The sequence below is a fragment of the Paenibacillus pasadenensis genome (assembly GCF_002864175.1).
Lineage (GTDB): Bacteria > Bacillota > Bacilli > Paenibacillales > Paenibacillaceae > Paenibacillus_O > Paenibacillus_O pasadenensis.
The window spans coordinates 1,125,188-1,149,931 of the sequence record NZ_NFEZ01000004.1 but is presented as its reverse complement, the minus strand read 5'-3'; the positions used below and the strand labels follow the sequence as shown (position 1 = coordinate 1,149,931).

Sequence of the window (24,744 nt, the reverse complement as noted above, 5' to 3'; positions counted from 1 at the left end):
TTTCTCGTCCCCTTTCGATCTCGTGCTAATGGTTGATGACGCGGCTCAGGAAGTCGCGCGCCCGCGGCTGCTCAGGCTGCCGGAAGAAGTCGGCCGGAGCGGCCTGCTCCACGATGCGGCCCTCGTCCATGAAGACGACCCGGTCCGCGACCTCGCGGGCGAAGCCCATCTCATGCGTCACGACGGCCATCGTCATGCCTTCCTTGGCCAGCAGCTTCATGACGGAGAGCACCTCGCCGATGACCTCCGGATCGAGCGCCGACGTCGGCTCGTCGAACAGCATGACGTTCGGCTTCATCGCGAGCCCCCTGGCGATCGCCACCCGCTGCTGCTGGCCGCCCGACAGCTCCGACGGATAGGACTCCGCCTTGTCCGGGATGCCGACCTTCTCCAGGTAGTGCATCGCCGTGCGCCGCGCTTCCTCCTTGCTCACCTTGCCGGCCTGCACCGGCGCGAGCGTGATGTTGTCGATGACCTTCAGATGCGGGTACAGGTTGAAATGCTGGAATACCATGCCGATGCCACGGCGCAGCGCGTTGATGTCCGTCGTCTTGTCATGCACGGAGACGCCGCCGATGGTAAGGCTGCCGCCGGAGATGTCCTCCAGGCGGTTGATGCAGCGGAGCAGCGTGCTCTTGCCGGAGCCCGAAGGGCCGATGATGACGACGACCTCGCCCTCGGCGATATCCAGATCGATGTCCTTCAGCACGTGAAAGCTGCCGTAATGCTTGTTGACCTGCCGGAAAGAGATCATGCCTGGCCTCCCATTCGGAATTTTGAACTACCTCTAGGCCATGAACTCGATAAAACGTCATGGTCGTGTCAAATATCATAACCTAACCCTCCGATATTTTGAATAAAAAAATAAATCCGGGCTCATTTATGCGACTTTTTTCCCATAAATAGAAAAAAATCCACCCAATATGTCAGGTAGATTAACGCGAATGATGTCGAATGCTTTCCTATCGTCGGCCTCAACCGTGCGGCTGGTCCTGCCGCTTTTGTCTCAGAGCCTCGTACAGGTCGCCCGCGGATCTCATCGCATAGACGATCCGGTACGGGACGCCGTCCTCCAGCAACGCGAGCGCCGGCACGCTGGCGATCTTCCACCGCTCCCGCAGCGTCGGCGCAAAGTTCACGTTCAGCTTCTGCACCGGCATCGTCCCCGGCGCGGCCGCGGCGATTTCCAGCATGCGCTCGGCTACCTTGCAGGTGCCGCACAGCGGCGTCGCAAAAAAGACCGCCTCCTGGCGGTGAAGCCTTCCGATCGCCATGAATTCCTTCTCGCTCGTTTCCGTCAACCCCATGCTTCCCCAGCCTTTCTTTTTTTCTTCGTTGCGGCGCGGCGCCAGGCTGGCCCGGCTCCCGTTTCTGCGCTTTCGACTTTCGGCTTTCGGCTTTCGGCTTTCGGCTTTCGGCTTTCGGCTTTCGGCTTTCGGCTTTCGGCTTTCGGCTTTCGTCTTTCGGCTTTCGGCTTTCGTCTTTCGGCTTTCGGCTTTCGGCTTTCGTCTTATCGTTTTCCGCTTTTTCACTTTTCTGCTTTTCGTTTTCCGCCAGGCCAGTCCCGGCTTGTTTCGGCATCGCCGCCGCGTCCTTCCTGCTTGCCATTCCCATGCGCCGGCAGCTTGCCGGCCATCCAGCGCGGCATGTATTCCATGATGTCGCTCCTCCCAAGGATGCGAGTCGTTCGAGGCCTCCTCTTCAGGCTTTTCATGCCCGCGCGAGCGCCCGCTCAGTCAGTCGGCTTCCGGAGGAGAGGCGGGACGGGCAGTCAGCATCCGGTAGGCGATGAAGACCGCCGCGAGGAACGCCAGGTAAGCGAGCACGAGCGCGCCGATCCGCAGCGGACCGCTGCCGCCGCTGCCGCCGAGCGTGGCGAAGAACAGCATGCCGGGCGCCTTGCCGAGCAGCGAGGCCGCCGCATAGGTCCGCAGCCGGATGCCGGTGAGCGCGGCGTAGGCGTCGACTGTCATTTCCGGCACGACGGGCACGACCCTCGCGACGAGCACGAACAGGAACGGGCTGCGCTCCGTCAGCCGCACGAGCCGATCGAGCCGGCCGGTCCGCTCCAGCCAGGCGCGGCCGCGGTCGCGGAACAGCAGGCGGAAGCCCGCGTAGGATGCGAGGCATGCGAGCCAGGTGGCGCTCAGGCTGATGACGCCGCCTCCGAGCGCGCCGAACAGATAGCCGAGCGTGGCGATGACGGCCGCGTACGGGAACACCGGGAAAAACGCCAGCGCAAACGCCGCCGCCAGCATCGGCAGCGGCGCCGGCCGCGCTCCGGCCAGCCAGGCCGAGATCGCCTCGCGCTCGTACCAGACGAGCGCGAGCAGCGCCGCGTACAGCAGCACGGCGAGCAGGCGCGGCCAGATGCTCCTCGGCCCGCTCTCTCGGGCACGGGCCGGATGGCTCGGCCCCGCCGGCGTGTCCTCTCGGGCGCGGGCCGGACGGCTCGGATTCACCGGCGCGTCCTCTCGGGCGCGGGTCGGACGGCTCGGATTCTGCGGCATCTCCTCTCGGGCGCGGGCCGGACGGCTCGGATTCACCGGCGCGTCCTCTCGGGCGCGGGCCGGATGGCTCGGATTCTCCGGCGCGTCCTCTCGGGCGCGGGCCGGACGGTCCGAGCGCTCTTCAGGCTCCTGCCCGCCCAGCCGGCTTCCGCCACCGGAATCGAAGCTTCTATTCACCTCCATCCCCCTTTCGGCTCATCGTTCGTTTCGTCCATGGCGCGACTGGCGCCTCGCTCCGCGCAGGTCAGGGCTTGTCATCCATTATATGCCCAAGCGATGCGAAAAGATCAACTTCGGCAAGCCCGATCCGATCCCATCATCCTGGAGCGACCGCCTCCGTCCGAAGCCGAGCAGGCGTACGGCACCTCCCCTTGCCGGGCTGCCTGCCGGGAAGCCTGCCGGCCGCAGGCGCTCATATGCGGGCCGGACGGCTCATACAGTAACAGACGATCTCGTGAAAAGGAGGCTTTTTCCATGACCTGGGTGCCGACCGACGACGGCGTCTCGCTGTATGCCCATCAGTCCGGCCCTGCCGGCGGCCAGACCGTGCTGCTCCTCCACGGCTGGCCGCTCAGCCATCGCATGTTCGATCGCCAGCTGGCGCTGCTGCCGGAAGCCGGCATCCGCTGCGTCGCGCCGGACCTGCGCGGCTTCGGCCGCTCCGACGCGCCGGCGGACGGCTACGGCAGCGACCGGCTTGCCGACGACTTGCGGCGCATCGTCGATGCGCTCGGACTGGAGCGCTTCGCGCTTGCCGCCTTTTCCTCCGCAGCCGCGACGGCCGTCCGCTACATGAGCCGGCACGCGGGCAGCGGCGTCAGCGGCCTGCTGCTGATCTCGCCGGCCGCGCCGTCCCTGCTCCAGCCGGATGCTCCGACAGCCGACGAGGCGAGCGGACGGCTCGAGCGGCTCATCCGCCACGCCCGGCTCGACCGGCCGCAGATGGCGGCGGAGTTCGCCCGCCAGCTTTTTTACCGCTACCACAGCCCGGAGTATACGAGCTGGTTTTCCGGCCTCGCGATGGACAGTCCGCTTAGCGCGACGCTCGGCCTCGCCCGCGCCATGCAGCAGGAGCGGACGAGCGCGGAGGAGCTCACCCGAATCGCCGTTCCGACGGCGGTGTTCTACGGCGCCCACGATCGGGTCGTCACGCCCGAGGCAGCCCAAGGACTGGCCGCCGCCATACCGGGCGCGTCGGCGGTCCGGTTCGCCAAAAGCGGCCACGGCTTGTTCCAGGACGAAGCCGACCGCTTCCAGCAGGAGCTGGAGCAGTTCGTCCGCGGCCTGCCTTGAGGGCAAGTCGCCGCCCGAGGGAACCGGAGCGGTTTGCCCGCAGCTTGCCCGCGGCTTGCCTGCAGCTTGCCTGCAGCTTGCCTGCGGCTTGCCTGCGGCTTGCCCGCAGCTTGCCTGCGGTTTGCCCGCAGCTTGCCTTGATGGCGTCGGCTCTGTTTCACAGTCGCAGACACTTGCCGATCTGAAGCCGTCCCAGCTGCCTACGGCATCCGTCCTTAGGCGCGCCGCCACAGGCTAACGACGGATCAGATTGTTAGAGGGGCTAAATCACGACTCCGAAAAATGCAACGACTCGTGAGACGCTTAGATGCAGCAAAACTCCCCAAAAGCCTGCAAAAACGAGGAGCGGGCGGCTTTAAGCGTCTGAGCCGTCGTTAGAAATCCGCACAGGCGAAAAAACGGTCTGTAAGCGTCTCAGTCGTCGTTAGCAAAGCCGCCCTCAGCGTAGCCGGCAGGATCGAGCACTTAGGAATCCGGCATCGGGCAAGGGCATGCAACAATAAAAGAGCGGGCTGCCGGGAGCAGCTCGCTCTTACTTCATGCTCCGCGGCCATCCACGGTTCATCCTCTTCCATCCTCTTCCATCCGCCGTCCATCTGCCGTCCATCCTCGTCCATCTGCCGCCCATCCGCCGTCAAAGCCTCGTCAAAGCCTCAGTCCCAGCGCACGCCCGTCTGCTGCTCGCTCCATGCCCACAGGCGCCGGGCCGCGTCGAGATCCTCCGCCTTGGCGGCGGGCCGCAGCGGCTTGCTGTCGGCGTAGTACAAGCTCCCCTCGCGGCCGCCCTCCTCGGACAGCGCCAGATGGATCGCCGTCGCGGCTCCCTCCTCCGCCGTCTGGAAAAACGGCCGCAGCAGTCTGTAAATGCCGCGCCCGAAGCCGGTTTCCCGGCTGACGCCGAGGCTTGTCGCCACCGCTCCAGGATGGAGCGCATGGGCGCGGACCGCCGTCTCCCGCAGCCGCTCGCGCAGCTCCAGCGTGAACAGCAGGTTCGCAAGCTTGGACTGGGCGTAGCCTTTGACCACGTTGAAGCCTTTGCGCAGATGCGGGTCGGGATCGTGAATCCGCCCCGCCTTATGCGCCCCGGAGGACACGACGACGACTCTCGCCGCCGGGGCGGCGAGCAGCGCGGGCAGCAGGCGCCCGGTCAGCGCGAAATGGCCGAGATGGTTGACGCCGAGCATCCGCTCGAAGCCGTCCTCCGTCTCCTCGCGCCGGATCGTGACGACTCCGGCGTTGTTCACGAGCACGTCGAGCCGCGGGTAGCGGCTGTGGAACCGTTCTGCGAAAGCCTCGATGCTCGCGAGCGAAGCGAGGTCGGCGGTCATCAGCTCGATGTCCGCCGGACCGGGCCCGCTGCGCCGCAGCGCTTCCTCCCGAGCCGCCGCTCCGCGTCCCGGATCGCGGCTCAGCAGCACGACCCTCGCTCCCGAGCGGGCCAGTCCGATGACCGTCTCAAGACCCATGCCGGCGTTCCCGCCGGTGACTAGCATGATTGGCTGCGCCATCGCTCAAGCCCTCCTTTTCTTCTCCATTACCTCGGAGAGGCTCCGCCGAAGCCGCGCGGATCGTGTCCCGCCCTGCCCTAGCCGTCGTTTCTCGCGCCAGTCAGTCTCGTCCCCTTCCCGCCCCGCCTCGCGCCTATTCAACGCTTGTCCGTCGCTGCCGCCTCGATGCGGAACTCGTAGTTCTGCTTGCACAGCTGGAGCAGCGAATGCTTCAAGCCGCGCTTCGGCAGCGTGATGACGAGCGCAGGCCGCGAGCGGTCCGCAGGGCGCCGCAGCGCACGGCGCACGGCCGCCGGGTCGGCGATGCGGTTGACGATCAGCTCGTCCGGCAGCTGCTGCTCGCGGTAGCGGCGGATCAGGAAGCGGTCGCAGGCCGCCTCCCCGCCGCCATCAAGGCCATGCAGCTGCAGCTCGCGCAGCATGCCCTGCTGGACCTTGGCCACGAGCACGGTGTCCTCGCCGAAGTAAAGCACCTCCTGCATCAGATCCGTTTCCCGGTCGACGATCTGCTTCTCCGGCGTCTTCTCCAGGTTGCGGATGTGGCTCAGCATGTTCTGGGCCTTCTCGAACTTGAGCTGCTCCGCGTACTCCGTCATCTGGGCGTACATGCGGGCGACGAGCGCATCCTTGCTCCCGTCGAACAGCAGCTCCGACACCTGGCGCACCTGCTCTATGTACTCCTCGCGGCTCATATGGCCTTCGCAGATGCCGCCGCAGCGCCCGATATGGTACAGCAGGCAAGCCCGCTTGGGCAGCTTCGTGCAAGAGCGCAGCTTGTAGTGGTCGGCGACGAACTCCAGCAGCTCGTTGCGGAAACGCGCGCTCGCGAACGGCCCGAACCGCTTGCCCGGAGCCGCCGTGGCGGCGATCCGCTCCTCCGGCTCCCTGCGGTCGCGGTAATGCACCGCCAGACGCGGAATCTCCTCGTCGGTGAGCATCAGGTAGGCGTAGCCGCTGTTGTCCTTCTTGAGCGCCCGATTGTACGGAGGCTTGTGGATCTTGATGAGATTGTTCTCGAGCAGCAGGCTCTCCGTCTCGTTGTTGACGAGCAGCACCTCGATGCGGGCGATGTTCGCCACCAGCTCCCGCAGCCGCTTGCTCTTGTGGTTCGTATGGAAATAGGACCGCAGGCGGCTCCTTAGATTCTTCGATTTTCCGACGTACAGCAGCCGGTCCTGCTCATCGCGCATTAGATAGCAGCCAGGCTTCTCGGGATAGTCGCCTGCCTTGAACATAAAGGCCATCGCCTGAAGTTCCCCCTCGCATGCGGAGTTCCTGGAGCTCCAACAGCCAAACAAACGTTCCAGGAGCTTCATTGTACCCTCGGCCTCTGGAAAAGGGAAGATCAGTCGCGCCCCATATGGAAGGTGCTGGTCGATATGTTATAATTCAGACAATTCTCGATTTAAGGAGGCTGACTGCCATGGCGTCGACTGCCCGCCGTCCCAGCGCTGCGTCATCGTTCCGCATTATCGAAAAGGATCCTGTCTTCTCTGCGCTCGACATTTTCAGAGGTGGCTATCTCCGCCTCGCCTTCGTCTCCGCGCTGTCGGCGCTCACGCTCCGCCGTAGTCCGGCGATCGAGCGCTGGCGCGCCTACGCCGCCCGGCTCGCGCAGGAAAGCCGGCGCGTTTGACTGCCGCAAGCTGGAATTGCACGTCTGAGGAAATCCAGCCTTGAAAGACAAAAAGAACCGCTCTAAGGGGCGGTCCTTTGGGTTTAACTTATTTGGAAATACATCGATATATGAGTTCTTCTAAGTGGCTCTCATCGGTTACTGATTCAATCGTTGCAAGCAGGATCTCCTTTGAGTCAGCTCGCCTCCAATCTATAGAATAACCGGCGCGAAGAGCCAAGCAACGAATAAATTCTCGCAGACTGCGACCGTTGCCTTCCCGAAAAGGATGCAGATGATTTAGATCGGCCATAAGTAGAGCAGACTTTCGAGAAAAGTGTTCCCTATCATGCCCCTGCAGATAGTTGTCCTGTTTAAGACGTGCAAATATTTCATCTGCCTGAGGCAAAATAAATGGAGTGCGAGCAAATTCAAGATTATCTTTCGAAATATCCTCTTCTCGAATCTCACCTAGTTGCGACAAGGTTTTCAAAAGCAGTTAGCTGCTCTTGATTCTGAAACCCTGGAATATTTATAAGTACATCCGTGCCTGGGTAGCAGTACTTGGACTGACTCGAACTTTTCCTATACACTTCGTGCGATCTCAAGCGCACGCTTTAAAAACTCATCATCCGACATTTCGCCTCGCGCATGACTTAAAATAAGCGCTTCTCCGTCTTCAGTCAATTTTTGACCTTCTATCTCCAGAGATGCTTTAGCGATGCCAAATGCAGAATCGGTTTGGTTTTCAATACTAGCCGTTACTGGTGGTGTCATAGGATCGCCTGCTTTCTTCATCGCTTCATTATGTCCATTATATCCGAAATAAACTAATACTATTTTCTAAAGAGGGAGCACAGCAAACAGCCATCTTCTTATCCAGCTCCATTCCGTCCGGCCTCTCAGCCCTTGCCCGCCACATGCTCCACCACATCCCGCAGCGGCCGCAGCAGCTCGCTGCCCTCGCGGCGGACGAGACTCTTGTGCATCCAGATCGCCGCCTGCGAGCCGTCGCCCATGGCGATCGACGCCTGCTCCGAGTGGGCGAGCACGTCGCCGGCCGCCCACACATGCTTCACGTTCGTCATTTTCGTGCGCGGATCGGCCTCGATGTGGCGGTTGGCATGCAGCTTCACGCCGAGCTGCTCCGCCAGCTGCGAGCGCACCTCGTTGCCGCCGAAGGCGACGAACGCGCGGCCGCCCTCGATCCACTCCCCGCCCGCCAGCCGCACACCGCGCAGCTGGTCGCCTTCCGCGTCCAGCTCGGCGATCGGCTCGTCCACGATGCGGATCCCCTTTTCCCCCAGCTTGTCTCGCAGCTCCGCCGACACCTCCTTGCGTTCATGGTTGATGTACACCAGATCCTCGGTCCAATAGGCCAGGATGCGAGCCATCGAAGCGCCGGCATCGCCCGAGCCCATGACGATCGCGCGCCGTCCCGTCAGCTCGTAGCCGTCGCAGTCCGGGCAGACGTAGACGCTGATTCCGAGGCATGGCCGCAAGCCCTCGAGCGGCGGCAGCCGGTCCATGACGCCGGTCGCGAGCAGCAGCCGCCGGCCCTCGTACGTCTCGCCCGACTCCCCCTGCACGGCGAAGCCTTCCCCATCGAGCGCCAAGGCGCGCACCGCCTTGTCCTTGACGAAGCGCACGCCGGCCTTCTCCGCCTGGATTCTCCCCGCCTTGCGCAGCTCCGGCCCGCTGACGCCGTCGGTCCAGCCGATCAGGTTGTGGTAGCGGAGGCAGAAGCTCGAGCGTCCGTCCTCCGAATCGACGACAAGCACGCGGTGATTGTACCGTCCGAGCTGCACGGCGGCGCTGAGCCCGGCCAGTCCGCCTCCGACGATGAGCGCATCATATCGCATCGGTTCCTCTTCCTTTCCTCTCCAGCCTGTTTCCGTATTATTACCGAATCGAGGCGGCTCCTAATCGGACCTTCTGCCGGCTCGGCCAGCCGGCCCGCTCTTTGGCGGATGCCCGTTTTTCCCGTCGCGGGTTGGAATATCCAGAGGGGAGGAGTACAATATAGAGGACGGAAGTGTGCGGATTAGGTTCATCTCGTCTCCTCGGAGACGGTTTTTCTTCGCGTTCGGAGAGGTCGTGGAGCCTCCCTATTCTCGGCTACGATCCGGGTCCGGCCAGCCCTGGAAAGGATCTGAAGCGCCTTTATGGCAGACACTTATTTATGGAAGCGCAACTTGATCGTCCTATGGACCGGCGTCTTTTTCTGCAGCACCGCTTATTCGATCTCCATCCCCTTCATGCCGATGTTCCTGCGCAACGATCTCGGCGTCACGAGCCATCTGACGCTCTGGTCGGGCATCGCGTTCGGCATCACCTTCCTCGCCAGCGCCCTGATCGCCCCGTACTGGGGTTCCCTCTCGGACAAATACGGACGAAGGCCGATGCTCATCCGCTCCGGCTTCGCGCTCGCCGCGCTGTACATGGCGACCTACTTCGTCCATGATCCCTATCTGTTCCTGGCGCTGCGCATCGGCCAAGGCCTGCTTGCCGGCTACGTGCCCGCGGCGATCGCGCTCGTCGGCACCAACACGCCCGAGAACAAGGCCGGCTATGCGCTCGGCATCATGGCGACGTCCGGGGCGACCGGCGGCATCATCGGCCCGCTCATCGGCGGCGTCGTCAGCCATTACTTCAGCAACCGCGAGAGCTTCCTGTTCTCCGGCTGCATCGTGCTCGTCTCGGCGCTGATCGCCGTCTTTTTCGTCAAAGAGCATAAGTTCAACCGCCAGGCCGTGCGCTCGCCGATCCGCGCCGACCTGAAGGAGGCGTTCTCGAACCGCGTCTTCGTCACGATGCTCGGCCTCGTCGCGCTCGGGACGTTCTCCGTCATGATCCTGGAGCCGCTGCTCACCGTGTACATGATGGATCTCGGCGGCAGCGAAGGCAACGCCAGCCTCGTCGCGGGCTTCGTGTTCTCGGCTGTCGGCATCGCCACGCTCATCGCCGCTCCGCAGTGGGGCAAGTTCGGACCGCGCATCGGCTACACCAACGTGCTCGTCATCGGCCTCATGGGCGGCGGCATCGGCAACCTGCTGCAGTTCTTCGTCCATGACTTCGTCGCGTTCGGCGCGCTGCGCTTCCTGTACGGCCTCTGCTTCGCGGGTGTTTATCCGGCGCTGAACGCGCTCATCGTCAAAGTGACCGCCCCGGAATTCCGCGGCCGCGCCTTCGCGCTCAACCAGTCGGCAACGCAGCTCGCCACGATGATGGGCCCGATCATCGGCGGCGTGCTCGGCGGCATCCTGCCGATCCGCTGGGTGTTCGTCATCAACGGCGCGATGCTGATCGGCGCCGCGCTGCTCATCCGCAGCCGGCACCTGGAGCGGCACGCGGTGTTGGCGGCGAAGAGTTCTTAGCTGTTGAAGTGGCGGATTCCCTCGCCTTAGTCGATGCTCCTGTTGGCGGGAAAAGAAAGAGAGCCTTCCGAATTATCGGAGGGCTCTTTCTTTCTTCGCAACCGAAGCTGCGCGCTGTAATTCCTAAAATGAAAAGAAACGATTCACGACCTTGTTTCCTTTGGATGTAGTTTCTTGTGGATTCTCTTTATGTGTTTATTGGGTTGAAACTTGCTTCCACTTGGAAGAATGGTTACCCAGTTGTTGTTGCTTGAGGGAAATACAAATCCTTTCAGCCACGCTTTTCGCAACAACTGAACCCCTTCATCCTGATCTGTAGAATAGCGCTCATGTCTTCTCCCCTGGTTGATTCATGCATTAACCCGATGCGTAAAAGACTACTAAAACTCTTAACGCCGTTCATTTCTCCAATAATCTATTTCTGATTTGCGTCAGCACGCTTGGGTCCGATTCTTGTGGATGCATCATCAATGTTATAAGGATAGTAATAAGAACTGCCAACATCCACGAAAAACTTTTGGTAGTAGATCCGTCAAATCTTTTCGTTAGAGATGAACAGATATAAAGAATAGAGACATTAACCAAGATCGTAAATGGAATTGAAAGTATTCTTCCGAGCCCCGTATAAGGAAAAAATTTGATTAATAAATAGAGACTAATGAGTGTCGGAATTAAAGATACCAGGATAGAAATCCATCTTTTTTTCATATTATTTTTTACCGAGCTGCTCCGCCAACCCAACTAGAATCCCTTCGACGCCACGAATGTAGCAGAGCCGATAAGAGTCGCCGTACTGGACCACTTCGCCGACGAGTTCAGCCCCGTGCTTGCGGATCAGGCGAGAGACCAGCTCGTCTATATCTTGAACGGCAAACATGACCCGAAGATAACCGAGCGCGTTTACCGGAGCCGCCCGATGATCGGATATCGTAGGCGGAGTGAGGAATCTCGAAAGCTCAATTCGGCTATGGCCGTCTGGAGTAGCCATCATGGCGATCTCCACGTTTTGATTTCCTAGCCCGGTTACGCGGCCGGCCCACTCTCCTTCGACATTGGCTCGCCCTTCAAGCCTCAAACCGATTTCCTCGAAGAAGGCGATGGCAGTATCCAAGGATTCAACGACGATGCCGACATTGTCCATTCGGAGCAGGTTGTTGGTTGTCATGAAATTACCTCCTATGAAATCTCATTCATGTCAATTCCGCTTTCCAATTTCACGACTCCTAGGTTAGTCAATTAATAATCATCAGAGGTATAACTCTTTTGGCGCACTGAGGGCATTCCAAGGAGAAAGTCTTTTTGAATTCCTTCATATACGAATATCTCCCCATAAAATTAGACCATTCTTCACCAAGAAACTGGTCATGGGAGAGTCTGTTTAGTTTAGCATTACAGATTTTACATTTATGCTTTTTTAAAAAATAATCCTTGATTTGATCCAGGGTTAGTTCTACTTCATACGATCTATTATTCCCATATCTAGCGAGAACGAATCCAATTCCAAAAATGACAATTAGAAATATAACCAATAAAATAACACAACGGAGTCTGGCATTCTTTACTCTCCTTATAATCAATGCATGCTATTAGGATCGTCCAAGTGTCTCATTACGCCCATAGAGCTATAACAACGATCAATCCAACGATAGATAAACCTATTCCCATCAGGGTGCCTAGAAGTTTGATTTTTCTTCTCTTTTCTTCATCATATCTTGCTTGGCGGTAGGCTCCGATAATAAGCAGAGGTGGACCTACAACTGGACCTAAAATCACGAGATATTCCATGATCCCCTTGCATTCGTTCAACCAATTCACCTTGTCGCTTACTCTCAATCCTCCTGCGGACACGGCTGTCAATGAAAACAGCCCCATCCCAAACAGGAGTGGTTTTGAGTAGTGTTTTCTCTTGAAAATAAAATAGAAAAACAAAATTATCGGTGGAACAAAAGAGACAAAAAGAAAAATTGGAAGTGGAAGCGATTGATAGAGGTTAATAATGATTAACATTCCTTTATTAAATGAATGGTCTATCTAGATCAGGGAAATGTCTGACTGCTTTTCCCTCCGAACACTGCTTCGAACATTCCGAAAAATAGATGCAGTCGGTCTTGCTTCTTCCATCTCCCATTCACTATATCACAATTACTAGAAATTAATTGAAATCCCTAATCTATTGGCCTCCCAATTCCTCTTCCATAAAAAAGCTCGCCCCTTCGGACGTTTCGGTTCCCGAAACGCCTGTAAGGCCGAGCTTCGCCACATGCCCTGCTATCCAATATCAAAAAGACTGCCTCACCCTTAGCCGGGCGGCCGCGTCCTCGGTCGACAGAAACTCTTCCAGCTGCGTTATAACAATTCAAGGCTGTTTACAACATTTTTCTTTTGATGACAACCCATTTAGAACTAATGGATTGTCAAGCTAAGTGCTACACCTTATCCATGAAGGCTGGACTTCCAGTCAAAGCATTTTCTTGGGCGACCACTGATGAGGCGCAGGGCTTCGTTTAAATGCTCTTCCGTTACCGCGGCGAAGTCGTGCCCCTTGGGAAAGAAATCCCGCAGCAGACCATTGGCGTTCTCGTAAGAGCCACGCTGCCAGGACGAGTACGAATCCGCAAAGCGGACACTTCACTCCGTGCAGGGATTACAAGCGTTCGTAGCAAGCAAATCCCTTGCTCCGATCGGTCCTAGCGGTTTGAAAGGTTCCCTTTGGGATACCGAGCGGCTACGGACTGGAGGGCGGCTTCCATAGAAGCCGCCTTCCGATCAAGCATGAGGACGGCCTGATACAACCGCGTCTTGCGTTCGATGAACGTAGCCGCACAAGCCTTTACCTCGGCTGGACACGACGGTGTCCAGTTCCCAATGGCCATACGTGCTTCTGGTGCGAACGACCTCCGGGCGCTAGCGGATCGGGGTGCCGCCGAGAAAGCGTCCGCGTGATCAACCGGATTGCCTCGTTTGCCTTTTCGGCGAAGGATGCGCACCTCTCCCTCTGCAAGACGTCCCGCATAGATTCAGCGGTAGATGATCCTGAAGCAAACGAAGGGCTTCCCTTCCGCTCGACGCTTCTCGGCGATTTGCCCCGGCGACCAGGCCTCCTGCAGCCGCTCCTTGATCTCCTGCGCCAGTTCTGGCGTGTACGAACCGACGGCATGCAGCAGGCCCTGCGCTCTTCATAGGACCGCTGCGCGGGCTCAGCCCGCTATACACCGGATTCATCATGGCCACGCTTTAGTTCACGTGCAATGAGGGAGTGGTGGCGACCCATCTGATGACCAATTCTCCGAGTCGACCATTTGAGACAAATCAGCGCTTCTAGTTGCCCGCGCTTAAGCTAAAATGGGAGTAGCTGGGTTCTCTTGTAAATGGTCGTGTCCAAACGATTTCTTTAGAGCCGGCATGAAGTATTCATCCGAGTTGACATCGTCTGAAAAATGTCTCTCTCTTAAATCCTCATCCGTTTTGATCTCCACACCCAACTCCTTGGCCAATCCCTCCAAAGTGAGCACGGCTCGAGCATAAGGACTGGATATGATTCTGTCTATTCCTTCGCCCCTCAGCATGCTTGTTATCGTTTCTGCATCCAAGCTTCCCTTTGAGGTCAGGCCTCTCGTTCTTTCATTTCCTTCTGAATAGGACGACTCTGCATGCCTGACCATGTAGATGATGGTGTTCATTGAATCCTCCTCGGAAATGCCTGGCATCCTTATCCCGTACTTAGCTAATGGGAGTAGGGAAAAGATCCATATGGGGATAAATTCCAACCTTCATATTGAACTTTCAATAGAGCTGCAAAAGGGACTTATTTGATTTGGTTCACATTTTGCGGCGAAACTAATTTCAAAGAAAAAATATGTCCACAGTCTTTACATGCAACAGCTTGGATAACGGAATAATTCCTCGTGAATGGGAGTTTTCTTTGCGATGTTATTGTTGTAAAAACGACACCACCAAAACCTGTTGAAAGCTTTCCCTCTATAGTATTTTCTGAATTACATATTTCACAATTCATAATAATTGTGCTCCTTGCTCCTCCATTTATACACTGAGCTATCTATCATCTCATGGAGCCATCGGAGTAGGATAAGCGTACATCGAAGCGCGATTTCTGAGGTTTGAGTGATTTTCTTATCGAGGTTTCACCTAACGTCTTACGCATTCACGAACCCGAAAGGCTTAAGCTGCCGTGCGATCAAACGAAGTTATCGCCACGCCGGGTCCAAGACTTAGTCTCGCAGGTGTTGTCCGCTGAATTCGCTTCTCCGAACTGCCTCCGACGGACCGAGGGAGCGACAGCGACCGATGCGTGAGTATGCCCTAGCCCTCTTGATTCGCTCCAATTGGTCTTTCTATTCTTCCACCTCAAAGATGGAGTCTACAATGATCGGAAGATTGCCCCTCACAGAAGTTGCCCCAAAAACAGATCTTGCATGTATTCCTTTATCTTCAAAAACTTCGAACATCAATTCCGAAAATCCATTTAATACTAAGTGATGCTCCTCAAAATCTGGCTCGGCGTTCACAAACCCTTGAACCTTCACTACTCTCTTTACTTTATCTAATGAACCAAGCCCCTCTTTGAGTACGGCTAGCACTTCTATGCCCGTCTGCCGTGCAAATTCGTAGCCATCTCGGGTATTATAATCTTTCCCTAACTTGCCCTTGGGGTTCCCGCTTGGTCCTTTTCCAGAGACAAACAACAAGCCATTCACAATTACAAAGTTTGTATAACTGGCTGCCGGATTACTTGCAAGCGGAAGTGTAATCCCTAGGCATAGCAAATGCTCTTCAATTTGTCCCATCCTTGAATTCGCTCCTTTACAATATCTCGCTGGGATTTCACCTAACGTCTTACGTATTCACGAACCCGAGAGGCTTAAGCTGCCACGGCGATCAAACGAAGTGATCGCCTTGCCGGGTCGAAGACTTAGCCTCGCAGGTGTTGTCCGCCGAAACCGCTTCGCGAAATACCTCCAGCGGACCGAGATGCGTGAATGCGGTGTTATGTGATGCCTGTGCCTTCTCTGATTCGCTTCAATATATCCACAATTAGATAATCATCATCGACTATATCAACTTCATATACCTCTTTTATTTTTAAGATTTTGCTATTAAGTTCATCATCAGACAATAAAAAATCATACAAAGAAGATTCATCAGAAATAAATAAGTCATAGTAGTCCCTATCAAAAATGTCTCTAAAGAAACTCACTGCTTCTTGTTCATAACTTTCAATTTTTTCAACACTCGCAAATCTGACTTCTACGATTGCTCCTGGTCTCGGCAATTCAAAACCTTCTGATTTATAGTTCTCAAATTTTGCCTTCAGATTTTTTAGGGCTTCTTCCTTTGTATGTCCGACACCATTCATCCAATACCAATTAATTATTCGAGATACCCATGGGAAGCTAAGTGCATTTGCTTCTGTTATTTTGTCTTGTTGTCTACACTCTAAATATTCAATTGGGTAATCAACAAAATCCCAGTCTGATCTGGTAAATGAAAAAATCCACTTATATATTCTTTTATAAGGACGAGTAAGTCTTGTTACTTCATTCATTAATTGTCTCCTTTACTAAATTGCACAGGTTTCACATAACGTTGTTGTGTTCACGAACCCGAGAGGCTTAAGCTGCCACGACGATTTAGTGAAGCGATCGTCGGCCGGGGCGCCAGCCTTAGCCTCGCAGGAGTCGTCCGGCTGAATTTACCCTCGGCTTTTCCTACATCGGTCAGGACCAAGGGCGAATGCCCGCAGCGTGAACACGGTGTTATAAGATTTTGCCGCCTACCTTGAGTTACATTCTTAAAATAGATTCTCTATTTCTTTTGTTAGCAATAATTAAATTTCCCAATGTCTCTTCTGTGAATTTAGGCACTATAATTTCAATGCTGTTTTGTATTATTGCATAAGATAACCATGATTTTCCTTGAAGTCTATTCTTGACTTCTTCTCTGCAAACAAAAAGTCGTTTAATATCTTTAGGAAGGAGAGTTAGTTTCAAAATATCACTAGCTACTTTATCAATCTTAGCCCCTTTTAAATCACTTGCTAAGTAAATTTCGACTGCAAATCCATCTCCAAATCCATCAAGTTCAATATGTTGGTTGTTGTTATAATTGTATCTGTACTTATGTTGAATATTAATTAATCGATCTTCTTTACTCTTTAAATAATTGTTGAGCCAAATGATTACTTCGACTTCGGCATTAGTATATTCCATTGAACTTGATCCAGAGTAGATAGACATAGGTTTTTGCTCCTTTAATTTTTATTGCGGCAATTTCTTATAACGTTCTTGTATTCGCGACGTCCATCCCCCTTAGATAGCTCTTATCTTAGGGGGATGGATGTGTCCGGCTGATCTCGCTTCCTGAATTGCTTCTGCCTGACCGAGGGCAGAATGGCCCGAAGTGCGAATACGGTGTTAGGTGATGTTATTGCCTTCTTCGAAATTACTTGCAGGGTTTCCTTAGCTTTATTAGTTTTATATATCCTGCACCTTCATGTTCTTCATCACTTTCAAACAATTCAATTTTAAAATCTGTGTTCTTGATTTCATTAAACAAGTCACTTTCTGTAAACCAACGCACATAACCATTCCCTGATGGAAAATTATCGCCTCTCTCCAAAATCCCAAATTCTGATGCAGGACTACTCAAATAATGCTCATCCTTCGCATCATCAATATATTCATCCGGCACTATATTCTGAGTAATAATGCATGTTCCACCTTGCTTTAAAACTCGATAAAATTCCTTCAGATTTTCATTACGTAATTCTCTTGTCGGTATATAGCATAGAATCTTAAATCCTATTAATGTATCAAATTCTTCATCCTGATAAGGCAACTTTATTCCTTCTAAATTCAAGAAATCAATGTCAAGGTTTCTCTTCTTGGAAATTTCACGAGCAACTGATAATAATCCTTCACTAACATCGATACCCTTCACTCGATATCCACGTTCGGCTAAATAAACACTAATTCTACCTGTTCCGCATCCAACATCCAGAACAGAACTACCATCCGGCAATGAATTCAGTAGGTATTGTTCTGCTACCGTGGGGCCTTCAATAAACTCATGAGTGTAATGAGATATTTGTTCAGGTCGATTGAACCATATCCTCACAGACTTGAGTAAAAAATCTTGCTCCTTTGAAGTACTCATAATCATTCCCCTCCGGATATGCTGGATTAATATTGTTTTGCAATAATTTCACCTAACGTTGTTGTATTCACGAATCTGAGAGGCTTAAGTGACCCGAGGGAGCGGGTCCCCGCCTTAGCCTCGCAGGAGTTGTCCGGCTGAGTTTACCCACGGCTTTTCTATATCGCTCCGGACCAATGGCGAATGCCCGCAGCGTGAGTACATTGTTAGGTGAAGTTTATGCCGTCTTCGATTCTACCTACTAATCATCTCTTTAATTGCCATTAGAACAGAGGCTGGTTGTTCAAGATGAATATTATGATAAGAATCTTCAATAAAAATATGCTTGATATTCGAAAACAATTTGCATAACTTCTTTTGATCATTTTTCCAGGAATCATTCATCCTACCCGCGGATAATAAAATTACTGGAATCTTATCATTAAAATTCCGAGTAGCAACAGCTCGGCAACTAGTCTCTATATTGTAATATTCATTATAAATTGCCGCGTAAGCATCACTTCTGAATCCTAATGCTAAATAGTTTTCGGGAAAATACCGATTCCATACCGGCTGCTTAAGTAGTCTAGGAATGCCAATCACCGATAGCACGTAGCCTAACTTATATTGTTTTAGAGCTCTTAAATACTGACCTCGTCGTTCAGTATCTACATACTCTGATAAAAATCGATATTCATTGGTTGGATCAATAAGTATCAGTCCTGAAACTTCATTAGGATACAAGAGCGCATATAATCGCATATTTAATCCGCCAAAAGAATGCCCGACTAAGTAATAAGGGGGCTTTAACCCAGCCTTTTTTAATAACTCTCTTAGATCTTCGACGCATTCACTGCTAGTGGTGGTGTTACGCTTAGCACACTGACTTTAACCATAGCCTGCTCTATCATATGCAACAGTAATTGCATCACTAATTAATTCCTGTTGTAGATGATTCCAGTCTAATGAGAAGCCTCCCAAGCCAGAATCAAACACGACAGTATGCTTCCCTGTACCTTGAATGTTTACATGTAATGTATGAGTACCAACCGGATAAAGTCTACCTAATTTATTAATTTTACTAATATCTTTTTTTTCTTTAAGCTTTTGAAAAATTGTGAGTGGGAATAAGAATCCCGCCAAACTTGTTCGAATGATATTAATCATCTACGAATCTCCTCACATTTATGCAGTGCATTAATTTCACCTAACGTTCTTGTGTTCACGAACTCGAGAGGCTTAAGGCGACCAACGGGAGCCGGGTCGAAAACTTAGCCTCGCAGGGTTGTCTGGCTGACTCCACTTCCCCGACCACTCCTCGGCCGGACCGAGGGCGGCAGCCCGAAGCTTGAACACGGTGTTATCTGAAGTGCACATCTTCGAAGGCTTAACTATCACGTTTGTTCAGTTTTATCTGTAATCTCCCATTACTTCTTCTCTGTAAGTCGTCAGTGAATTTCACAATACACTCATTTACTATCTTTTCTATTCTATGGAAATAGTCCTTACAGACTTCTAGTATATCTGTATCCGGAAACTCCTCAATTCCTCTAACTACACTATCTACTTTACCTCTGAACCTTACTGTTCCGTTGTCGAGAACCCCGTATGTCTGAGAGTCTGTAGATTCTTCTATAGTCTCTATCGTGAAAGTAACTGACTTCCCATGAAATTGTTCTAGACTCTTTTCAATTTCTTTAGTCATTTCTTCATTTGGTATTCCAAGATTCATTAGAATCTTTGTTAACAATGGATCGAACTTTTCACTTCTCACCCTAATCTCATTTATTTTCTTGAGGAATTGTTTCTCTTCTTGTGTCGGATCGAGTGAAATGTACCATTGTTCCCATCCGTTAAGTTCAGAGTATTCGGCTCTCATTATCCATAAGACCGAACGAGATGAACTAATAAATGCACTTAAAAAGTAGTCAAAATCAGGATCTTTATTTTCGTTGGATACTAATAGATCTAAGAAAAACTTTGCTTCATCGAGCTTTCTCTTTGTTCTCGTCATCTTGAATATCACTTCCTTCATAAATATGTGCATTTCAGATAACGTCTCGTGTGTTCACGACGTCCGACGGAGTCGGATGTGTCTGGCCGATCTTTAGCCAGATCAAGGGCCATATGGCCCGCAGCGTGAACACGATGTTATGGGTTTGTCGGGGCCTTCTTCGAGTCCACCTTCAATTGAACTTTTAATCCCTTTAGGCTTCTCGTATTTTCGTATTGGTTTATCGTGTTAGTTTTCAGCTTTATAGCTCTTTCGCCTTTTACGTTTTTCACGCCATGCCTTATTAAGCTTTTCGTGTTTATTGCTCTATACCGGTTTGCCCCGATTACCTATAACGTCTTATTTCTGTATTTCTAAATATTCACTGCTATCCGGGTATCTCCGAACTCTTACGTGAACACCTGGCATTGTCATTGCTATTAAAAACTGGAACGCTCAAGTTGTTTAGCAGCCTTAACCCGGTCCACAGATGCGATATATTCAATTGATCATTGAGTATTATCCAATTTGTTCTTTTCTTCAAATTCCCTTTTTCTCAAATCAACTTCTTTAAGATAATTTTCATAGAACTTTGAGTTGATAATGAAGCCTGCCATTCCCAAAACAGCGATTAAAGCACCAATCCAATAATTCAACGATAAATCAATATCATAAAACCCGTTTCGAGGAACAAATTGTTCTGCAATCTTAGAGCTTGTAATTATACAAGCACCTACAATGATGAAGATGTAGGAGAAAATAACGTTGATTTGTTTCAAGTCTTCACCATCCTTAAGATGTGTTTTCTTCGCTATTCGTGCTTTCATCAGAGGCTTTACGAACACGGCCCCTCGTTCCTATCTCCTCAAAAACAAAATATAGTCCGTCCCGATACCGGGATGCCCCAGCGAGCGAAGGATCGTCGAGATATTCCCTCGGTGATATGCGCCGTGATACAGAACGTGCTGGAGAATCTCCGCGATCGTGCTTTGAAACTCCTTGCCGGCTGAATTGCGGTACGAAATGACTTCCTCCGAATCGGGGTTGTTGTCCAAAAACTGCCGCATGGCCATGAATACACCATCAAACGCCAAGCGAGCCTGCTCCACCGTCTGGAATGGACGTGGAGTCAATGAAGGCGCCGGCTCTCCCTTCAGACGGGCAAGCCAGATCTCTTCCGCCGCGGCCAGATGGCCCAGCACTTCCGCTAGACTCGAGAAGCCGAGCTGGACTTCCTGGGTCAGCGTACCGGCGGGCAATGTTTCCAGATGCTTCAGCACCCGCATCGAAGCCCAAGCATGATACTCATAGTCGTCATGAAGTCGGTTCATTCCATCATCTCCTCCATTCTCCTGCGAGCCTTCATTCTTCAAGCCCGATCCCGTCCAAAGGACTCCGGATCCGGCGAACGTCCCGGGTGCTGACATGCGTATAGCGCTCGGTCGTCCGGCTGCTCTGATGGCCAAGCAGCTCCTGGATATAGCGGAGGTCGGTTCCATTCTCAAGCAGATGGGTGGCGAACGAGTGGCGAAGGGAATGCACGCTGACCGGCTTGCGAATGCCCGCACGGCTCCGTACCTGCTCGAACAGCTTCTGCACGCTGCGCTCCGTGAGATGCCGACGCCCGTCCTGTCCCGGAAACAGCCAGTCTCCGGACTGCCCGCTGCCGACATAACGCTCGACCGCTCCCCGAGCGATGTCCGAAAGCAGCGTGATGCGGTCCTTGCGCCCCTTGCCCTGACGTACGGTGATGGTCCTGCGCTCCAGATCAAGGTCGCGCAGCCGGAGCCGGACGACTTCGCTGACGCGCAGTCCGGCCGAGTACAGCAGGCAGAGGATCGCGCGATGCTTCTCGTTGGAGACGGAGCGGAGCAGCTGCACCACCTCGCCGGTGGACAGGACGTTCGGGAGCTTGTGTTCCTTCTTCGGCCGCACATAGGCGCTTGCTGCGTCTTCGCCCTCGATGTTCTTCCTATAGAATTTGAGGGCGCTGATCGCCTGATTGACGAAGGAGTGGGACTTTCCCTCCTCCAACAGCTGCAAGGAGTAGGCGCGGACGCTGATGCCCGGCGAATCCTCTACCGGATCATGGCTCGTCTCGCCATCCCTGACGTTCTCCCCCTTCTGAAAAAAGCGCCGCACATGCCCGGTGTACGCCCGGATCGTCTTGGGACTGCAGCCTCGGAGCTTCATATCCTCCACGAACCGGACGAAGTCGGCCGAGCGACCGCCATTCCTTGATCGGCCGTCCAGACGGGAACCGCCAGCCGGCTCTGCCATCGGCAAGCCAGCTGGCGCAACCGGCGGAGATGCGGCTGGCCGCTGCGGCAAGCCGCCTCGGCTTCGCTCTTCCAGCTTTTCTTTCAGATACGAGCATTCCTCCAGCAAATCAGGCGCAATGTCGAGACGCCGAATTCTCCCTTGCAGCGTCTCCCACAGCTGCTCCAGGCTGGAGATCGTGTAAGGAATCAGTCAAGCTTTGTCCTCCGGCATCCACTTTCGTCCCGCTACTCCCTTGATGGCTTCAATATCGTTTTTGGCGAAGACGATCGTGTTCAAAGAAATCCAGCGGTCGTCTTTCCTTGCGATCCGTAGATCCATGACGCTTCATCTCCTTCAGTATACTTCGCCTGCCTAAATGTGGAAATAAAAAAAGAGATTCAAGTCCGCCTCGGAAGGAGGCGGTCTGAATCTCCGATGCTTTCGGATAAAAGGATGCTTGTCTTGCATAAATCGGCTAGCCGAAAACAACTTCAGTATACAAGGCAGACCTTGATTTGGAAATAACCCCGCCGCTTCAACGATTCGAATCCAGCCGAGCCAGCTTGGCGGCATGACTTCCCACGAGGAGCAGCCAGGCGACTTCCGTCAAGATCAGGAATCGTCCATACAGACCGGTCCGAACCTCGGGACCGAATTGTCCATCTTGGGGAATTTGCAGCACGAATGCGAGCATCGCAACGATGGCAAGAACCGAACTGGCGATCAGCGCTTTTTTCACAGGCCGCCAAGCCTCGAGCCGCCCTAACGAAAGACTGATGAACAAAGCGGCTGCCGGCGTGTAGTCCAGCATCGCCCCGATGGAGTGCATGCTGCCGCTGAATGTAGCGTCATCCGGATGAATGGAGATCGGATCGGTGGCGAAGATGCCCGCGATCGCGACGCCTATGGCGCTGATGCCGAGAATGACAAGCCCGATGGATCCCGCAACCGAGCGGACATGCGGAGCGATCGCGAGCGCCACGCAGATTTGCGCCGTACCCAGCAATCCGAAAGCCAGATGCATGATCCAGCCAAAGTCGCCTAGCGCGTATTCACTGATAAAACGCCAAGTCGGATCAAATTCGGGCTGCAGCAGATGCAGGCTGACCAAGAGAACCACGAACAGTCCGCTGGAGAAGACGGATGCAAGCGCGAGCCGGAGAGCCTTCTCCGTCAATGGTTTTGCCAGGACGGGCTTCTGAATCATCGCTTGAAATCCACGACAGCTTGTGCCACGGCTTCAGGGGCCATGATGACTGCGGAATGGTCTTGGCCGACGAGGGAATGAGCCGTCGCCCTTGGCAGAAGCTCGACAAGCGCGCGTGCCGCCTCATGGAGAAACGGCTCGCTGTTCTCCCCGGTCAGGATCAAGGTCGGTGCGCTATGTTCCCATCTGCCGGCCGGCAGCGGGTTTCCGGATTGCGCCGTTCCCATGATCATCCCATCGTAGGCGAGCGTATGGGCCAGCAGCTCCATTTTGTTCCACGAAGGATCGGCTTTCATGTACCCGATGTATTCTTCCGGTATGCCTAAGGCTTCGGATGCAAAATACTCGACGGCTTCGGATCTCTTTCCAGCTTCGACAAGCGAATTCAACTGGTCGACATAGCCGCCAGGAACAGGCTTGCGGCTGTCGCTCACAATGAACGGCGGCTCGAATAGAAAGACCTTCGCGATCGAATCCGCCAGCCTGTCGGCCGCCTCGAGCGCCAATACGGCTCCGGACGAGCTCCCGAACAAGCTGGCTTGTCCGCCGGCGGCGGCAATCAGCGCTTCGATGTCTTCCACCTCTCGGGCTGTATCGTAAGGCGCGGTATCTGCACTGCGTCCGCGTCCTCGTCGATCGTAATTGTAAACGGTGAAATGGCCCGACAAGCGTTCGGCTAACGGCTCGGCATCCTGATGATCCGCCGCTGCTGATGAAATCAGGATCAGGGCCGGACCGGTCCCTTGTTTGACATAAGCAATCTTTGTCCCATCCTTCGAAATGACAGTCTCCATTGAGTCCTTGCCTCCCTGTAAGGTTTCCAAGTAGTCTTCCAGCCGGTCATAGGCATCCGTGAAGCCTTCGATCATGCCCATCGCCTCCGCGTTGTCCAGCTGGTCGCTGGAAGCGAATCGCGTCACGATGCTGATTTTTGTTCCGCCGCTTTGCGCCTCGAAGGATACGGTCGTATGCATTTCGCTGTCCGAAACGATCTTCCACTCGCTGTCGGCAAAACGATCGGTGTACACCAGCCTGCTCGGCGCCTCGACTTCATCGTAGGCCGCTCTGCAATAGGCGGTCTCGCCGCTGCCGTCATCCGCTTGGAGACTGTAGCGCCACGCTCCTCCTGGACGTACGTCCATTTCATAGACGGTCGTGGTCCAGCCCTTTGGGCCCCACCACCGGACGATATGCATCGGCTGCGTCCAGCCTTCCCATGCAAGCTGGGCAGGCATCGCAACGGTTCGTTCGACCGTGAGCTCCCTGCGCTCGCGGTCTTTGCGAACGGTCGTTTTTGTTTTCATCGAATATCACCTTTCTCGTGGGCTCGTGGATTGTCCGTGCCTGTCATTGATCCTCCTTCTTGATGGAATCCAGCATTGTCTGCTCAAACGCATCCAGACGCTCTTCCCACAGAATGCGGAAGGAATCAAACCATTCGTCCAGCTCTTGGAAAGGCCCGGCTGCGAGGCTGTAGATCCGCAATTGAGCCTTGCTGCGCGATCGCACGAGACCGGCTTCGCCCAAGATGCGCAAATGACGGGATACTTGCGGCTGGCCCAATCCCAAGGCTTGAACGATTTCTCCTACGGATTTCGGTCCGTTTTTCAGCAATTCGACGATGTTGAACCGACTCGGTTCAGCAAGGGCAAGCAAGGTCAGCTGCATGGTTGTTGTTCTCATGAGCTCAATATATATCAATTCGTGTATATACGTCAACATATATATAAAAGAAGACCATCGCCGCCGCGGCCAAGAGCTGCCTGCCGGAGCGCTTGGCCTGCCTTGCCGTACCGAAAGAAGCCCCGAACGGATTCGTTCGGGGCT

At 54.0% G+C, this 24,744-nt stretch carries 28 protein-coding genes and 2 pseudogenes; 3 read left to right on the top strand and 27 right to left on the bottom strand.

Annotated elements, in window-relative coordinates; genetic code table 11:
• Positions 1 to 25 precede the first annotated feature (25 nt).
• From B8V81_RS14585 to B8V81_RS14575, 4 genes are all read right to left on the bottom strand, one after another.
• Positions 26 to 754 carry an amino acid ABC transporter ATP-binding protein gene (locus tag B8V81_RS14585; protein ID WP_101808617.1) on the bottom strand — a complete coding sequence of 243 codons (729 nt, stop codon included), beginning with the start codon at positions 752 to 754 and terminating at the stop codon, positions 26 to 28.
• 220 nt (positions 755 to 974) lie between these two features.
• Positions 975 to 1,307: a thioredoxin family protein gene (locus B8V81_RS14580; protein WP_052333570.1), complete on the bottom strand. Its 333-nt coding sequence runs from the start codon at positions 1,305 to 1,307 to the stop codon at positions 975 to 977.
• 221 nt (positions 1,308 to 1,528) lie between these two features.
• Entirely contained in the window at positions 1,529 to 1,657 is a 129-nt protein-coding gene (locus tag B8V81_RS26045; RefSeq protein WP_267238404.1) for a hypothetical protein, read from the bottom strand.
• 79 nt (positions 1,658 to 1,736) lie between these two features.
• Positions 1,737 to 2,687, bottom strand: a complete 951-nt coding sequence (locus B8V81_RS14575) for a TVP38/TMEM64 family protein (RefSeq protein ID WP_180968455.1) — start codon at positions 2,685 to 2,687, stop codon at positions 1,737 to 1,739.
• A gap of 297 nt (positions 2,688 to 2,984) precedes the next feature.
• Here B8V81_RS14575 and B8V81_RS25295 point away from each other — a divergent pair, with 297 nt between their 5' ends.
• The gene (locus B8V81_RS25295; protein WP_180968454.1) at positions 2,985 to 3,803 is read left to right on the top strand and encodes an alpha/beta fold hydrolase; all 819 of its coding nucleotides are present in this window, start codon (positions 2,985 to 2,987) and stop codon (positions 3,801 to 3,803) included.
• Between the two features lie 653 nt (positions 3,804 to 4,456).
• Here B8V81_RS25295 and B8V81_RS14560 read toward each other — a convergent pair.
• Both B8V81_RS14560 and B8V81_RS14555 read right to left on the bottom strand, forming a co-directional pair.
• The gene (locus tag B8V81_RS14560) at positions 4,457 to 5,311 is read right to left on the bottom strand and encodes an SDR family oxidoreductase (RefSeq protein WP_101808615.1); all 855 of its coding nucleotides are present in this window, start codon (positions 5,309 to 5,311) and stop codon (positions 4,457 to 4,459) included.
• Between the two features lie 137 nt (positions 5,312 to 5,448).
• A complete protein-coding gene (locus tag B8V81_RS14555) occupies positions 5,449 to 6,555 on the bottom strand; it encodes a GIY-YIG nuclease family protein (protein WP_101808614.1) in 1,107 nt (368 codons plus the stop codon).
• Between the two features lie 179 nt (positions 6,556 to 6,734).
• Between B8V81_RS14555 and B8V81_RS14550 the strand changes: the two genes are divergently transcribed.
• Positions 6,735 to 6,947, top strand: a complete 213-nt coding sequence (locus B8V81_RS14550) for a hypothetical protein (RefSeq protein WP_101808613.1) — start codon at positions 6,735 to 6,737, stop codon at positions 6,945 to 6,947.
• Between the two features lie 88 nt (positions 6,948 to 7,035).
• Here B8V81_RS14550 and B8V81_RS14545 read toward each other — a convergent pair whose 3' ends face one another.
• The 3 genes from B8V81_RS14545 to B8V81_RS14540 all read right to left on the bottom strand — a co-directional run bounded on the left by B8V81_RS14545 (position 7,036) and on the right by B8V81_RS14540 (position 8,788).
• The gene (locus B8V81_RS14545) at positions 7,036 to 7,419 is read right to left on the bottom strand and encodes a Fic/DOC family protein (protein WP_180968453.1); all 384 of its coding nucleotides are present in this window, start codon (positions 7,417 to 7,419) and stop codon (positions 7,036 to 7,038) included.
• Between the two features lie 92 nt (positions 7,420 to 7,511).
• Positions 7,512 to 7,724 (bottom strand): antitoxin VbhA family protein, encoded by a 213-nt coding sequence (locus B8V81_RS24910; RefSeq protein ID WP_146000504.1) that lies wholly within the window; start codon positions 7,722 to 7,724, stop codon positions 7,512 to 7,514.
• Positions 7,725 to 7,828: 104 nt separating this feature from the next.
• Entirely contained in the window at positions 7,829 to 8,788 is a 960-nt protein-coding gene (locus B8V81_RS14540) for an NAD(P)/FAD-dependent oxidoreductase (protein WP_101808611.1), read from the bottom strand.
• A gap of 303 nt (positions 8,789 to 9,091) precedes the next feature.
• Between B8V81_RS14540 and B8V81_RS14535 the strand changes: the two genes are divergently transcribed.
• Entirely contained in the window at positions 9,092 to 10,303 is a 1,212-nt protein-coding gene (locus tag B8V81_RS14535; protein WP_028600315.1) for an MFS transporter, read from the top strand.
• A 709-nt stretch (positions 10,304 to 11,012) separates the two neighbouring features.
• Here the strand turns inward: B8V81_RS14535 and B8V81_RS14530 are convergent.
• The 18 genes and pseudogenes from B8V81_RS14530 to B8V81_RS14470 form a co-directional block, all read right to left on the bottom strand.
• Positions 11,013 to 11,468, bottom strand: coding sequence for a VOC family protein (locus B8V81_RS14530; protein ID WP_028600314.1), 456 nt, complete (start codon positions 11,466 to 11,468; stop codon positions 11,013 to 11,015).
• A 443-nt stretch (positions 11,469 to 11,911) separates the two neighbouring features.
• Complete coding sequence (locus B8V81_RS25290) at positions 11,912 to 12,088, bottom strand: hypothetical protein (RefSeq protein ID WP_156876719.1); 177 nt, start codon at positions 12,086 to 12,088, stop codon at positions 11,912 to 11,914.
• Between the two features lie 648 nt (positions 12,089 to 12,736).
• Positions 12,737 to 13,616: pseudogene (locus tag B8V81_RS26275) on the bottom strand (IS30 family transposase).
• A gap of 19 nt (positions 13,617 to 13,635) precedes the next feature.
• The gene (locus tag B8V81_RS14520; protein ID WP_052333558.1) at positions 13,636 to 13,983 is read right to left on the bottom strand and encodes a histidine phosphatase family protein; all 348 of its coding nucleotides are present in this window, start codon (positions 13,981 to 13,983) and stop codon (positions 13,636 to 13,638) included.
• Between the two features lie 672 nt (positions 13,984 to 14,655).
• Positions 14,656 to 15,108, bottom strand: a complete 453-nt coding sequence (locus B8V81_RS14515; RefSeq protein WP_052333557.1) for a RidA family protein — start codon at positions 15,106 to 15,108, stop codon at positions 14,656 to 14,658.
• A gap of 200 nt (positions 15,109 to 15,308) precedes the next feature.
• Positions 15,309 to 15,866 carry a hypothetical protein gene (locus tag B8V81_RS24905; protein WP_127464526.1) on the bottom strand — a complete coding sequence of 186 codons (558 nt, stop codon included), beginning with the start codon at positions 15,864 to 15,866 and terminating at the stop codon, positions 15,309 to 15,311.
• A 238-nt stretch (positions 15,867 to 16,104) separates the two neighbouring features.
• A complete protein-coding gene (locus B8V81_RS24900) occupies positions 16,105 to 16,557 on the bottom strand; it encodes a hypothetical protein (RefSeq protein ID WP_127464525.1) in 453 nt (150 codons plus the stop codon).
• A gap of 205 nt (positions 16,558 to 16,762) precedes the next feature.
• On the bottom strand, positions 16,763 to 17,476 hold the full coding sequence (locus B8V81_RS14510; protein WP_164820162.1) for a class I SAM-dependent methyltransferase: 714 nt from the start codon (positions 17,474 to 17,476) through the stop codon (positions 16,763 to 16,765).
• Positions 17,477 to 17,710: 234 nt separating this feature from the next.
• Positions 17,711 to 18,304: pseudogene (locus B8V81_RS14505) on the bottom strand (alpha/beta fold hydrolase); the annotation flags it as partial.
• Positions 18,305 to 18,343: 39 nt separating this feature from the next.
• Positions 18,344 to 18,622 (bottom strand): alpha/beta fold hydrolase, encoded by a 279-nt coding sequence (locus B8V81_RS24895; protein ID WP_127464524.1) that lies wholly within the window; start codon positions 18,620 to 18,622, stop codon positions 18,344 to 18,346.
• Between the two features lie 220 nt (positions 18,623 to 18,842).
• Positions 18,843 to 19,469 (bottom strand): hypothetical protein, encoded by a 627-nt coding sequence (locus tag B8V81_RS24890; RefSeq protein ID WP_127464523.1) that lies wholly within the window; start codon positions 19,467 to 19,469, stop codon positions 18,843 to 18,845.
• A 488-nt stretch (positions 19,470 to 19,957) separates the two neighbouring features.
• On the bottom strand, positions 19,958 to 20,227 hold the full coding sequence (locus tag B8V81_RS14500) for a hypothetical protein (RefSeq protein ID WP_146000503.1): 270 nt from the start codon (positions 20,225 to 20,227) through the stop codon (positions 19,958 to 19,960).
• Between the two features lie 78 nt (positions 20,228 to 20,305).
• Positions 20,306 to 20,779 (bottom strand): DinB family protein, encoded by a 474-nt coding sequence (locus tag B8V81_RS14495; RefSeq protein WP_101808609.1) that lies wholly within the window; start codon positions 20,777 to 20,779, stop codon positions 20,306 to 20,308.
• Positions 20,780 to 20,810: 31 nt separating this feature from the next.
• Positions 20,811 to 21,728: a site-specific tyrosine recombinase/integron integrase gene (gene xerA, locus B8V81_RS14490; RefSeq protein ID WP_101809420.1), complete on the bottom strand. Its 918-nt coding sequence runs from the start codon at positions 21,726 to 21,728 to the stop codon at positions 20,811 to 20,813.
• Positions 21,729 to 21,920: 192 nt separating this feature from the next.
• A complete protein-coding gene (locus B8V81_RS26040) occupies positions 21,921 to 22,049 on the bottom strand; it encodes a hypothetical protein (RefSeq protein ID WP_255309745.1) in 129 nt (42 codons plus the stop codon).
• Positions 22,050 to 22,245: 196 nt separating this feature from the next.
• Positions 22,246 to 22,917: a DUF998 domain-containing protein gene (locus B8V81_RS14485; RefSeq protein ID WP_101808608.1), complete on the bottom strand. Its 672-nt coding sequence runs from the start codon at positions 22,915 to 22,917 to the stop codon at positions 22,246 to 22,248.
• Positions 22,914 to 24,221, bottom strand: a complete 1,308-nt coding sequence (locus B8V81_RS25840; protein WP_244912768.1) for an alpha/beta fold hydrolase — start codon at positions 24,219 to 24,221, stop codon at positions 22,914 to 22,916. The genes B8V81_RS14485 and B8V81_RS25840 overlap by 4 nt, the downstream gene beginning before the upstream one ends.
• A 43-nt stretch (positions 24,222 to 24,264) precedes the next feature.
• Positions 24,265 to 24,585 carry an ArsR/SmtB family transcription factor gene (locus B8V81_RS14470; RefSeq protein ID WP_101808607.1) on the bottom strand — a complete coding sequence of 107 codons (321 nt, stop codon included), beginning with the start codon at positions 24,583 to 24,585 and terminating at the stop codon, positions 24,265 to 24,267.
• Positions 24,586 to 24,744 lie beyond the last annotated feature (159 nt).